This window comes from Lysinibacillus xylanilyticus (assembly GCF_001183605.1).
GTDB classification, from domain to species: domain Bacteria; phylum Bacillota; class Bacilli; order Bacillales_A; family Planococcaceae; genus Lysinibacillus; species Lysinibacillus xylanilyticus.
On the sequence record NZ_LFXJ01000010.1, the window covers coordinates 1 to 12,002 of the forward strand.

Below are 12,002 nucleotides of genomic sequence, written 5' to 3' on the forward strand. Positions count from 1 at the left end.
ACATTCAATGCACCGTTTATCCAGTTTTGAAAGAACAATCTTTCAACCAAGGGTTTCAAGATACGAGTAGTTCGAGGAAGCGATGGAGAGAAGGAAGGAGCGTACTCAAGTACGTGACTGACTGAACGACAGAGCTGACGAAGAAATACAATGTATATTGAAAGCCGACAATAGTCTAGTGATGATGGCAAAGAGGTCACACCCGTTCCCATACCGAACACGGAAGTTAAGCTCTTTAGCGCCGATGGTAGTTGGGGGCTTCCCCCTGTGAGAGTAGGACGTCGCTAGGCACCTAGAAAAGCCGAGGAATTATTCCTCGGCTTTTTTTTCTGTGAAAATAAATAATCCCTTGGCCTTGAAAAAGTTGGAAACTCTAACAAGAAAGAAAATGTATCGTAACGAGTGCTTTTTTCTTCCCTCTCTAGTTACGATTGTCCAGTGCTTTGAAGCTAATGTACGATTCTGGAACTTTGAAACAACCTAAGCAGCCTCAATTCTCGAATATCAACTGCTGGGACAAAGCTCGCTTTTCAAAAAACAATCCATCACACTGCCGCTCTGGTGGACCATAACATTGCACTAGGCGATGAAAACGGTAATTTTAGATCAAATGGAAACTTAACACGAGCGCAATTTACCGTGTTTATGTTTCGAGCAATTGAATTATAAAACGTGAAAAAGAGGGATGTATCATATATTTGATACATCCCTCTTTTTATTGTGGATAAGTGTAAAAAGAGTAGTACAAGAAATGACTAAGATTCCGCAATGTTTTTTGCGATAAACCGAGAAGTCACAGTAGGATATTGGGAGTCTTTTTATCATAAATTTGTAACTATCTTCATATAGTATTAGTAAGCCTATGAAAGGAGTCGTTATCATGCGCATGCCGGCACTACCTAAAAAGAAGTCTCCTCCAAGGGAAGCACCAAGGTCATGGTGGAAAGTTGTTAAAGCGTATTTATCCAGAGGGAGGTTTTACCGTATACCGCCTCGGAATCGATAAATGAGATTTAAATGTTCCATGCAAAAAAGTCGCCTTAATAGCGACTTTTTTATCTTCTTTCAGAAAGAGGTTTTTGTAGCGACGGCTACAATTACACCAAGGTGAAATTAATTATTATATCTGTTCATTTTCTAATAGAAATGTATTTTTAGTTGGGCCAATTAAATAAAGCTCATGCATCGCTCGAGTGAGCGCCACATAAAGGAGCTTGCGATCAACCTTCGTATCGTAGAAAGGTGTATCGAAAGCAGCTACGATAACAGCATCAAATTCAAGACCCTTTGCTAAATGACTAGGAACAACGAGCAATAATTGCTGATTGATGGACTCATTTTCAGTTAGAAGCTGAGAAATAACTCTTTTGTCTTTTAATGCTTGCTGCATTGTAATCGCCTCTGCAGTTGTTTTACAAATTAAAGCAACTGAATGATGTCCATTAGCTCGAATGGCTTCAAAAATTTCTTTAATTTGCAGGGCATCAAATGATTGAGCCTGTATATAGGTAGGGGCATTGCCATGACGAACTACTGGCTCTACTAATGGAAGCTGTTCATCCATTTGTGCTAGAACCTTGTTTGCAACCTCCATAATTTCAATTGTTGTTCGATAGCTTTTTTGCAGTGTTCTAAAGCTTGCTCTAGGAAATAGATTTTGGACAGGTTCCCAGGCAGTGAGAGAACGATAGCTATGAATCCCTTGTGCTAAATCACCGACCATTGTAAACATATCTGTTTCAAGTCCAGTTTTTAAAGCAGCAAGCTGAAATAAACTATAGTCTTGTACTTCATCGATGAAAACGACTCGCATTTTCCATTCATCTGGAATGCCCTTTATACGAGCTTGTAAATAATACAGTGCAGCTAAATCTTCAAGCACCCATCGCTCTTTAGCATGTGCCTGTAAAAATTGCTGTTGCTCAAGAAAATGCCATTCTGGAGCAAGCTCTGCTAAAATCTCAGCGTTAGTTAGAAGAGAACGATAGAGAGTCTTGATGTTATGTTTAGAAAAGCGTCGCATATAAACAGTGGCTGTTGATTTTGACTCTTTTTCAATGGCAGGAATGCGTTCATCACGCTCATCAATAAACTTAGTAACAATACGACGACGTTTGTCATCATCACGAAATCCATCAAGTGCTCTACCGAGTGCTTCATCATATTTTTTATGAAGCGTATTTAAAATGGCCTGTTTCTTTTGACGGGCATGGCTTGCTAGCACTTTTTTAATATGTGCCAGTCGTTTTTCAATCGGCATATAAGAAAATTCATATAAAAATAGCTTTTTTAAGTGAGAGGCACGCATAATGCAATATTTTTCAATGTAAACATCCTCAAATTGGTTGGCAATTTCCTGCTCGATCTTTTGAATGTAACGTTCTATTACATCACGGTAATAAAGAGAGCCCTTCATTTCAGATATCCAAGAAGCTACCTGTTGGGGTTCTCCTGCAACAAGAGATTCTAACTGCTCATTTGGGTTTTGAAGTTTCAGTTTTAGCTTCGTCGCGGCTAAAACGTAATCGGTAAAGGTTGTTTGGCAAATTTTATCGACACCAAGCTCTGGTAAAACATCACCAATATAATCGATAAATAACTTATTTGGTGCCAAAATCATGAGCTGCTCAGGGTTAAAATCCTCGCCCATTGTGTAGAGGAAGTAAGATATTCGGTGTAGGGCAATGGTTGTTTTTCCACTACCAGCAGCACCCTGTACGATAATAGGCTGACGAAGATGTGCCCGTATAATTTCGTTTTGCTCCTTTTGAATAGTGGAGACGATTTCTGTTAAACGCACATCTGCTTTTCCTGCTAATGCTTCTTGCAGTAATTCATCGTTTGTTGTTAAATCAATATCCCGTAAATCAAGCAATTCACCATCATTAATTTTATATTGGCGTTTGGCGAATAGATGTCCCTTATGGATTTCTCCACGAACATCATATTCCATATCCCCAAGGCGACCATCATAATAGACGTTTGCTACCGGTGAACGCCAATCGACTATAATAGGTTCATGAGTTTCTCGATGAAACAAAGATGTTTTTCCGATATAAAGAAATTCTTCAGGATCACCTGTCTTTTGAAAATGAATTCGGGCAAAGTATGGCTTTTTTTGAATAGCCTCTAAGCCTTCCTTTTGGTTTCGAGCCATTTCAAAGAAACGAGCGTTTGCTAAAATATTAATATAGCCCAAACTGGAATCTAAATATTCAAGATCTGCCATCGACTTACGAATATTCTCCTGAGCAGATTTCAAACCTCTTTGTGATTCATTTAAAATTTGCTGCATGTAATTTTTGGTGAAAGCTAGCCGCTCCACTTCAGCCTGAAAATCTGGATGTTGTGCAGTCATTTTTTAGCACCTCCTAAGTACTTACATTTTCAAGTAGATTCTCATACTACTATATATAATATTTACCATCAAGTGAAATTGTAATAGGCTTATTAGGAAAGAAGGAAAATCGAAATTTTAATGGTCCACCTGCTAATTAGTTGAGAGGTGGGAGAAATAGGAGGTTATCAGATTTGAATATTTTTGCCCATAGAGGCGTTTCAGCACATTACCCAGAAAACACTATGGCTGCTTTTGTGGCCGCATCAAAGCTTCCGATTACGGGGATTGAACTAGATGTTCATTTAACAGCGGATAGGGAGTTAGTCGTTATTCATGATGAAACAATCGATCGCACATCTGATGGCTCTGGATTCGTAAAGGATTATACGCTACAAGAGCTCCGTGCATTTGATTATGGTTCATGGTTTTCTTCTAAATTTGACGGGGAGGGCATCCCAACATTAGGAGACGTTTTAGAGCTATTTGCAGGCACAAATCATCGTATAAATATTGAGCTCAAAACCGATGTATTTCCGTATAACGGGATAGAAGCGCTTGTTATTAAGGAGGTTGCTGCATATCAAATGACAGAGAGAGTAATTATTTCCTCCTTCAATCACGAATCTATTCAGATCGTCGCACAAAGAGCGCCATATATTGAAAAAGCGGCTCTATTTGCGGAAATTTTAGTTGATTTCAACGGCTATACAGCTCAAATTCCGGCAGATGCTATACATGTCAGCCTACCTACAGCATTTCGGAGATCCATTCAAGAGGCTCTTAATGAAGGAGCAATTGTCCGTGTGTATACAGTTAATGATGTCGAGCAAGCGAAACAATTACAGCAGCTCGGTGTACAGGCAATATTTACAGACGACCCGGAAAAAATAGTAACTGGATTGACTGATTAATTGGATAGAATGGCCGAGTGGGGATAGAAGCGGAAATAGAATGGTCAGATCGACTGAAAGAGTGGCCAAAGTGACGGAAAGAATGGCCAAGATGACGGATAGAAGTTAGAGCGACGGATAGAAGAGCCGAAGCGATGGAAAGAAAGGTCAAAGCGACGGATAGAAGAGACGAAGTGACCGAAAGAAAGATCAAAGCGACGGAAAGAGTGGCCAGAACGACGGATAGAATCGTCAAAGTCGTGGATAGAGCAGCCAAAGTCGTGGATAGAACCATCAAAGACGTGGATAGAACAGCCAAAATCGTGGATAGCCCACAAATCGAGGGAAAGAAGAGGCAAGGTGACGGATAAAAGTCAGAGTGACGGATAGAAAAGTCAAAGCGACGGATAGAAAGGCGAGAGCGACGGAAAGAGTGGCCAGAACGACGGATAGAATCGTCAAAGCCGTGGATAGAGCAGCCAAATACGGGGATAGAACCGTCAAAGTCGTGGATAGAGCAGCCAAATACGTGGATAGAACCGTCAAAGTCGTGGATAGAACCGTCAAAGTCGTGGATAGAGAAGCCAAATACGTGGATAGAACCGTCAAAATCGTGGATAGAACCGCCAAAATCGTGGATAGCCCCGGTAGAGCTATGGAAAGAAAAGCCGAAAGCAACGGATAAAACCGCTAAATCGCCGAATAGGCGTTATTTATAGGCTTTTTCGGATTTAACGCGCTGAGGATGTGTGAATGTCAGTGCGTTAAATCCTAGTATAAAAAGATAGCAATTAAATTTTAAAAATCTTACCACTTTACGCGATTTTCTTCGATACTGCCTAGCATTTGTTTGATTACAAGTGTTTCGCCATTGTCTAGTAATACAGAGCCGTCGTAGTAGCCAAACATTTGATGTACTTCAGATTTTATGAGACCAGCTTTTGTTACAGATACACGCTCGTAAAATGGGGAGAATGTTAATGAAACTTGGTTAGTGAATTTAGTTTTAATTTTCCATCGTTGCATTAAATCCTCTTGATTATAGTTGAACAGTACATCCTCATGTATTTTTGTCATTTTTCCTTCAACGAAAACAGCATTTTCGGTCATTCCTGTTCCGTCTGTCCATTTACCACCTAAATTGAGTCCAATTCGTCTACCTCGAACTCGCTGTGAGGCCATTCCCCAATTCCATGTAAATGTACGAGGCCAAACGCCACGACTAAATTCTAGTACAGAGAAGTTTTCCTCAGGGGAAAATGGGAAGCGGCGATTCCCAATTGTCACAAACCCAGAAGTAGGGAGCGTATGATGCTTACCTGTAAATTGGAATGTTTTACGGTTCCAAGGGATGACTACATTCAATGATTCATCTGTAGGCGGATGCTGAATGACAAGCTTTGCACGTAAAACATCTCCATCGAAGTCTGGGATCGAAACTGATAGATGTGTTTCATTTTGTACATATGTCATATCAATCATCATTTCACTATTTTTGAAGGATACTGAATCTAGCACCTGCGTAGGCATTTTTAACTTTCCACCCAATGGGATTGTAATTGTTTTTTCAAAGTAGCGCTGTGTTTCATATTCAAGGAAATAGACGAAGCAGACCGCTGCGTAGTCTAGATGGCTAATAGTAGCTGAGAAGATGATCTCATCACCGTAGACACACCAATAATTCCATTTCTTTTTGCGCATGATATGGCCACTTAAATTGCTGTTTATGAGAGGTTTACGTGCAAATCCAATGGCAGCTGGATTTAAATTACCTTTTTTATCGCATAAAAGAGTAGGTTGTATAATTTCTTTCTCAGCATGCTGCTTCAATTTCAACATCCCTTCTGGTTCATAAAATAAAATCTATAATTCCTTACCCTTATTGTAGCAAAAACAATCTTAAAATTGGCAAAGTTAGTGCCAATTAAGACCACATTCGACATTTTTATGAATGAGGACCTAGCTAATAGAAACCACTCTTTATACATATGTTGAATTTAAGGAGGGGAAGCGTGGCAAAAATGTATAACAGACAGGCCGCTGTACAGTATGCGAACTTGTGGTGGAACAGGCGTAATCCAGCATTTCCGAATTTTACTGTTGATTGTACGAACTATATATCTCAATGTTTACTTGCTGGAGGAGCACCAATGCGAGGTGCTCCAAACAGAGGGAAAGGTTGGTGGGTTCAACATGGAAATTGGAGCTTTAGCTGGTCTGTTGCACATTCCCTTAGATGGTATTTGGAAGGCTCTACAACAGGGTTGAGGGGTAAGCGTGTACAATCTGCCGAAGAATTAGAACTTGGAGATATCATTTTTTATGATTTCCAAGGGGATGGAAGAGTTGACCATTCCGTAATTGTGACAAGTATCCAAAATGGTATTCCATATGTTAACGCACACACTTCAGATAGTATTAATCGACCATATTTTTATGAAGATTCAACGGCTTATACGCCAAGCATGATTTATTATTATATTCATATAGAAGATAGTTTTGCTTAAGTGATAGCAGTGTTAAAGCTCATCAATTTGTGATAATGTGAAAGATAGAAGATATCAATTTCGCCTTGGCGTAAATTGCGTCCGGAGGCTTTGGGCCAACAGATGTCTTTTGCGCGAAAGCGAAGCGTCAGCGGCATGATGTTGGTCACTCAGTCGTTGCCACAGGACGTGGCGTTCTTAGACTGAGTTCCTCTATTTCAGTAGGTGTTTGGAACCCGAAAAAAGGAACTATACCTGAAATTATCTCACCACCTTCAGAGGAGGGAGTCTTCTGTACCTGTCGCTTTGCTTTCGGTACAAGAGAGATTTGCTGAATGAAGATAAATCTTAATTATTGTAGTGTTATAGAAGGAGATTAGAGTAAATGAGCGAACAATTTTTATCTGTTAGGAATGCTATTATTGAGCGTCGTTCTATTAAAAAATTTAATGGGCAGCCGGTGGATCGTGAAGATTTATTAGCTATTGTTGACGATGCAGTGTGGGCACCGAATCATGGAAATCGAGAGCCTTGGCGTTTAGTCGTTGCATGTGGTAAGGAGTTAGATGCTCTTCATAATTTATTGCGTGATCTAACGATACCGAAATGGCAGGAGCTTTCAAATGAAGATTTAGTGAAGCAAATGACGAAATTCACATTACCAGGTGGCTATGCTTTTGTCATCGTTCCAGAGGATGCTCGACAAAAAGAGCGCTTAGAAGATTTCGGAGCGGCAAGTATTTTTATTCAAAATATTCAATTGCTTGCTTGGGATAGAGGAATCGGTTCATGCTGGAAAACGCCAGGGTTCCTAGATAACCCAAAATTCCGTGAAGCTCTAAAGGTTCAACCGGGTGAGCGCGTGATCGCGATGCTACAAGTTGGTTATTTTGATGAAGTACCAAAAGGGAAAGAACGAAAAAAATCAGCAGATATCGTTACGATTTTTGGAGAATAGCATAGTAAAATCCCCTCGTTATTTTTAACGAGGGGATTTGTTTTTTTATTTTTCTAATTCAGCTACCTCGAATAGATAATCGCTTAAAACGCGTAAGCCTTTATCGAAGTTTTCTAAATGGAAGTGTTCATTTGGTGCATGGAAGTTTTCGCTTGATAAGCCGAAGCCCATTAGCACTACTGGCAATTCTAAAATTTCATCAAAGGCAGCTACGATAGGGATTGATCCTCCTCCACGTGTATAAGCAGTTGGCACATTATATACTTTTTCGTATGAGCGACCAGCAGCTTGGATAAATGGATGATCAAATGGTGTTAAGAATGGACGGCCTTTATCGAATTCAGAGATAGTCACTTCAACGCCAGTTGGCTTATGTTTTTCAATATGTGCTTTTAAAAGTGCTACAATTTCATCAGGCTCTTGATTTGGCACAAGGCGGCATGTGATTTTTGCACCAGCCTCAGCAGGAAGCACTGTTTTAATGCCTTCACCAGAGAAGCCACCGAACACACCATTGATCTCTAATGTTGGGCGTGCCCAAGTGCGTTCTAAATAGGAATAACCAGCTTCACCGAATAATTCCTTCACGTCAACTTCTTCCTTCACGGATTCTTCATCAAAACCAAGAGCACGGTAAGCTTCGCGTTCCTCTTCAGATAATGGTAAAACTTTATCGTAGAAGCCCTCAACTTGAATTGTGCCATGCTCATTGCGGAAGGATGCTAAAATGTCAGCTAATGCATGAATAGCGTTTTGTACACCGCCACCGTAAAGACCAGAGTGAAGGTCACCTTTTGCACCACGAACATCAATTTGGACACCCGTTAAGCCACGTAATCCATAGCATACAGCAGGCTTACCAGGACCATATAAACCTGTATCAGAAATCAAAATTAAGTCAGCAGCTAGTTTCTCTTTATTCTCTTCAACATAGGCAGGAAGGTTAGGACTACCAATCTCTTCTTCACCTTCATAGATGAATTTCACGTTCACTGGTAAAGTGCCAGTTGTCGCAAATAATGCCTCAATCATTTTTAAGTGCATAAACACTTGCCCTTTATCGTCACTAGCACCACGAGCGAATAGTTTGTTATCTCGGATTGTAGGATTGAATGGCTCAGTTTCCCATAAATTTAATGGGTCAACCGGCTGTACATCATAATGCCCGTAAAATAGAATAGTTGGTTTATCCTCTGCGTGTAACCAATCAGCATAAACAACAGGGTGACCTGCAGTTTGCGTAATAGAGACATTCTCAAGATTCAGCTTCTTAAAAGCGTTTGCTAGCCACTCAGCGGCATTTTGTATATCTCCTTTATGCTCTGATAAAGAACTAATACTTGGAATACGTAAAAATTCATTTAATTCATTTAAGTGTGCTTCGCGATGTTCTGTGAAATACGCATCTAATTGCTGTAAATTTGTCATCTAGAATCCCTCTTTTCAAATATTTCGATAATAGAAATAGTATAGCATAATGTGGTTGGGGAATCTTGTTATAGCAAAGCCATATTTGCTAATGATTAGCCCCCATGGTGTAGAAACTAAGACTTGAAAGGTCTGTATTACATGCCTATAAAATTAGTATTCATCCATCTACTGAGAGAATTGCAAAGTGAATAAGAAACAATGGATTATATGAGGTACTATTATTTATTAGAACTTTCAGGAAGACTAAAGAAGGGGGAGCATCTGGAATTGGTCAATTTTTAGTTGGAATTGTTTGTGTGTAATTAAGGGTTTTTATTTATTGTTCGGGAACGTACCAACCGATTAAATTATATATATTTAAGCAAAAGACCAGGGCTCATTTTTTCATCACTGTTCTTTTCTATTTATAAAAAAGCAATGTCCTCTCAAGGGACATTGCCAAAATCGTTCGTACAACCGATTTAATTATTTATTGAAGCGTACAAGGCGCTCAATTGGAAGACGTGAAGAACCATAAGCTGGTCCAGCTGCTTCGCCAATCGCTAGTAATAAAATAGGCACTTCATTTGATGGTAATTCCATATATTCAGCGAATTTTGATTTATCAAAGCCACCCATTGCGACTGTATCATAGCCCATTTCCTTCGCTAATAGCATAATTTGCATTGAAATTAAGCCTGCGTCAAAGTGAACGATATTTAGTAGCGCCTCTTTTGGAACCGCACCATACATTGCTAGAGAATCCTGGGCAAGCTTACTTGCAATTTCTTCTGGCATATAGCCTAGCTCAACATTTTTTGAATAAATTTCCTCTGCATTTAGATACATTTCTGTATCTCCAATGACAGCGATAATGGCAGATGCTGTTTCGATTTGTTCTTGATTAAATGAAAAAATATTAATGTTCTTTTGGATTTCTTTATCATCGATGACGATAAAGCGCCATGGCTGCATATTACTTGAAGATGGGGATGAAGTTGCATCTTCTAACAGTTGCATAATCGTTTCACGAGAAATCGTTGTGTTAGCATTGTATTTACGAACCGATTTACGCTCGTGCATAATTTGTTTTACTGGTTTAGTTGTTGTCATGTTATTTCCCTCTTTTGCTAAATATAAATTAAACCGCTTTAATTGTTACGTTGATATTGCCCATTGTCGCTTTTGAATATGGACAAACGGTATGTGTGATTTCTAATAATTGCTGTGCTTCTTCAATCGATAAGCCTTCAATATGTCCTTCAATGTCAACAGCAAGCACATAGTCAAATGCAGCTTGCTCCATTAGTTTAACCGTTGCTTTAATTGTTGATGCCCCTTGAATTTTCTTTTGACGTTTAATTAAATCTAACGCGCTATTGAAACAAGCGCTATAACCTGCTGCAAATAGTTGTTCGGGGTTTGTAACATCCGCTAATTTCGATCCAGGTGGTGCAATATTTAATGATAACGATTGATCCTCTGCATACGATTTACCATTTCGGCCACCATTATTAATCATTGTTGTTGTATATAATTCTTTCATAAGATTAACCTCCTTTTATGTGGCACCGTTAAATTAGATTGCGTACAATTTAATTGTGCGTAATAGATTGTATACAATTTAATTGTGTTTGACAAGTAGAAACTTTATTTTTAATATTAGTATCAAAAGTACTTTAAGAGGGGATTCCTATGCCGAATCATTTAGATAATCAACTATGCTTTCTTTTGTATGCGACTTCAAAGGAAATCATTCGACAATATACGATGTTATTAAAGCCATACAATTTAACTTATACAGGTTATATTGCCATACTAGCCCTAGAGGACGATGAGCAAATTACGGTGAAGGAATTGGGGAAACGTTTATTTTTAGACTCTGGTACGTTAACACCAGTACTAAAAAAGTTAGAGGCAACAGGCTACGTCCTTCGTGAGCGTTCCAAGGAAGACGAGCGACAAATGCAAATCTATTTAACAAAAGCAGGAATTGAAGTACGCCAAAAGCTACCTGAAGTGTCACGTCGAGTAATGAAGCAATTGAATATTACAGAGCAGCAGTATATGCAGCTGAAATACGTCCTTCAAGATATTTTACAAAACGACTTGCCAATTAAGGATGAGAAGTTGGGGAAATAAAATGATTTATTAGTCTCTCCCTGAACTATTGGATCAATCACATAGGATTCAGCCACAAAATGTTAACGCCAGCTATTAAGTTGGCGGTTTTTTATTTTGGCTGTTTTCGAAAAGATTGTTGCTCTTCAACTAACGATGCTGGTTTGTTGAAGAGTGATGTTTAACTTGTATTCAACAATCGGGCCAGATTGTTGAATAAATAACGTTGGTTTCACATAAAGCAAGATGAACCGTATTACAAATAGTGATAAAGTAAAGAGTAAAAATCCCTCTAGATTATGAAGTTTACATAGGTTAACATAAAAAGAAGGAGACCGTTCATGTTATTTAGACGGTCTCCTTTTGTTTTTCTTAAACTTGTACTTCACTCATCAATGCAAGAGTATTATCTTCTGTATCTTTAAAAAATACCATCCATGTTTCTGTTTGTCCCATTTTAGCTACAACATGTGGTTCGTCGATAAAAGTAACTTCTTTACCTAATAAGCGCTCATAAGTATCTTTAATATTACTTACTTCATAATAAATTACTGAGCTTAAAAGCGCGAATTCCTCTTTTTCTGGAAGTGTTAACATGAGCCGCAATCCATTGCATTCAAAGAATGCCATATTATTAGTGTTGAACAAAAGCGAGAGATCTAATTTTTCTTTATAAAAATCTATTGCTCTATTTAAATCTTTTACAGGTACTCCGATTTGTCCAATTTTTTTGATTGTTTTATTTTCCATAATACTTTTCCCCCTTCAAATTATCAGATTATAAAAAGAATAAATTA

At 38.7% G+C, this 12,002-nt stretch carries 13 protein-coding genes and 1 rRNA gene; 8 read left to right on the top strand and 6 right to left on the bottom strand.

All coding sequences use genetic code 11. The features are described from left to right. Positions 1-174: 174 nt before the first annotated feature. Together rrf and ACZ11_RS27580 are read left to right on the top strand one after the other, a co-directional pair. Positions 175-290: ribosomal RNA gene (gene rrf, locus ACZ11_RS17675) — 5S ribosomal RNA — on the top strand. 271 nt (positions 291-561) lie between these two features. Then, a complete protein-coding gene (locus ACZ11_RS27580; protein WP_161804479.1) occupies positions 562-669 on the top strand; it encodes an S-layer homology domain-containing protein in 108 nt (35 codons plus the stop codon). A 451-nt stretch (positions 670-1,120) separates the two neighbouring features. On the opposite strand, the gene helD is transcribed toward ACZ11_RS27580, so the two are convergent. After that, positions 1,121-3,358: an RNA polymerase recycling motor HelD gene (gene helD / locus ACZ11_RS17680; RefSeq protein ID WP_049667862.1), complete on the bottom strand. Its 2,238-nt coding sequence runs from the start codon at positions 3,356-3,358 to the stop codon at positions 1,121-1,123. Positions 3,359-3,531: 173 nt separating this feature from the next. On the opposite strand from helD, the gene ACZ11_RS17685 reads away from it, so the two are divergent. The 3 genes from ACZ11_RS17685 to ACZ11_RS17695 all read left to right on the top strand — a co-directional run bounded on the left by ACZ11_RS17685 (position 3,532) and on the right by ACZ11_RS17695 (position 4,915). After that, positions 3,532-4,251, top strand: a complete 720-nt coding sequence (locus tag ACZ11_RS17685) for a glycerophosphodiester phosphodiesterase (protein ID WP_049667863.1) — start codon at positions 3,532-3,534, stop codon at positions 4,249-4,251. 134 nt (positions 4,252-4,385) lie between these two features. Further along, complete coding sequence (locus tag ACZ11_RS17690) at positions 4,386-4,601, top strand: hypothetical protein (RefSeq protein WP_049667864.1); 216 nt, start codon at positions 4,386-4,388, stop codon at positions 4,599-4,601. Positions 4,602-4,609: 8 nt separating this feature from the next. Further along, positions 4,610-4,915: a hypothetical protein gene (locus ACZ11_RS17695; protein WP_049667865.1), complete on the top strand. Its 306-nt coding sequence runs from the start codon at positions 4,610-4,612 to the stop codon at positions 4,913-4,915. 122 nt (positions 4,916-5,037) lie between these two features. On the opposite strand, the gene ACZ11_RS17700 is transcribed toward ACZ11_RS17695, so the two are convergent. Beyond that, on the bottom strand, positions 5,038-6,060 hold the full coding sequence (locus ACZ11_RS17700; protein WP_049667866.1) for a DUF2804 domain-containing protein: 1,023 nt from the start codon (positions 6,058-6,060) through the stop codon (positions 5,038-5,040). A gap of 182 nt (positions 6,061-6,242) precedes the next feature. On the opposite strand from ACZ11_RS17700, the gene ACZ11_RS17705 reads away from it, so the two are divergent. Next, positions 6,243-6,737 carry an amidase domain-containing protein gene (locus tag ACZ11_RS17705; protein WP_049667867.1) on the top strand — a complete coding sequence of 165 codons (495 nt, stop codon included), beginning with the start codon at positions 6,243-6,245 and terminating at the stop codon, positions 6,735-6,737. Between the two features lie 364 nt (positions 6,738-7,101). Continuing rightward, positions 7,102-7,674: a nitroreductase family protein gene (locus tag ACZ11_RS17710; protein ID WP_049667868.1), complete on the top strand. Its 573-nt coding sequence runs from the start codon at positions 7,102-7,104 to the stop codon at positions 7,672-7,674. Positions 7,675-7,719: 45 nt separating this feature from the next. On the opposite strand, the gene ACZ11_RS17715 is transcribed toward ACZ11_RS17710, so the two are convergent. The 3 genes from ACZ11_RS17715 to ACZ11_RS17725 form a co-directional block, all read right to left on the bottom strand. Next, positions 7,720-9,102 (bottom strand): dipeptidase, encoded by a 1,383-nt coding sequence (locus ACZ11_RS17715; RefSeq protein ID WP_049667869.1) that lies wholly within the window; start codon positions 9,100-9,102, stop codon positions 7,720-7,722. Between the two features lie 468 nt (positions 9,103-9,570). Beyond that, positions 9,571-10,197, bottom strand: a complete 627-nt coding sequence (locus ACZ11_RS17720) for a nitroreductase family protein (RefSeq protein WP_049667870.1) — start codon at positions 10,195-10,197, stop codon at positions 9,571-9,573. Positions 10,198-10,225: 28 nt separating this feature from the next. After that, positions 10,226-10,630 carry an Ohr family peroxiredoxin gene (locus tag ACZ11_RS17725; protein ID WP_049667871.1) on the bottom strand — a complete coding sequence of 135 codons (405 nt, stop codon included), beginning with the start codon at positions 10,628-10,630 and terminating at the stop codon, positions 10,226-10,228. Between the two features lie 149 nt (positions 10,631-10,779). Here ACZ11_RS17725 and ACZ11_RS17730 point away from each other — a divergent pair, with 149 nt between their 5' ends. Beyond that, the gene (locus tag ACZ11_RS17730; protein WP_049667872.1) at positions 10,780-11,226 is read left to right on the top strand and encodes a MarR family winged helix-turn-helix transcriptional regulator; all 447 of its coding nucleotides are present in this window, start codon (positions 10,780-10,782) and stop codon (positions 11,224-11,226) included. A gap of 351 nt (positions 11,227-11,577) precedes the next feature. Here ACZ11_RS17730 and ACZ11_RS17735 read toward each other — a convergent pair whose 3' ends face one another. Then, positions 11,578-11,955 carry a VOC family protein gene (locus tag ACZ11_RS17735; protein ID WP_049667873.1) on the bottom strand — a complete coding sequence of 126 codons (378 nt, stop codon included), beginning with the start codon at positions 11,953-11,955 and terminating at the stop codon, positions 11,578-11,580. Positions 11,956-12,002 lie beyond the last annotated feature (47 nt).

Excerpts from the sequence above, each read along its gene's own strand:
- ACZ11_RS17725 (WP_049667871.1), bottom strand. The coding sequence starts at position 10,630 with ATGAAAGAATTATATACAACAACAATGATTAATAATGGTGGCCGAAAT.
- ACZ11_RS17720 (WP_049667870.1), bottom strand. The coding sequence starts at position 10,197 with ATGACAACAACTAAACCAGTAAAACAAATTATGCACGAGCGTAAATCG.
- ACZ11_RS17715 (WP_049667869.1), bottom strand. The coding sequence starts at position 9,102 with ATGACAAATTTACAGCAATTAGATGCGTATTTCACAGAACATCGCGAA.
- ACZ11_RS17730 (WP_049667872.1), top strand. The coding sequence starts at position 10,780 with ATGCCGAATCATTTAGATAATCAACTATGCTTTCTTTTGTATGCGACT.
- helD (WP_049667862.1), bottom strand. The coding sequence starts at position 3,358 with ATGACTGCACAACATCCAGATTTTCAGGCTGAAGTGGAGCGGCTAGCT.
- ACZ11_RS17710 (WP_049667868.1), top strand. The coding sequence starts at position 7,102 with ATGAGCGAACAATTTTTATCTGTTAGGAATGCTATTATTGAGCGTCGT.
- ACZ11_RS17690 (WP_049667864.1), top strand. The coding sequence starts at position 4,386 with ATGGAAAGAAAGGTCAAAGCGACGGATAGAAGAGACGAAGTGACCGAA.
- ACZ11_RS17735 (WP_049667873.1), bottom strand. The coding sequence starts at position 11,955 with ATGGAAAATAAAACAATCAAAAAAATTGGACAAATCGGAGTACCTGTA.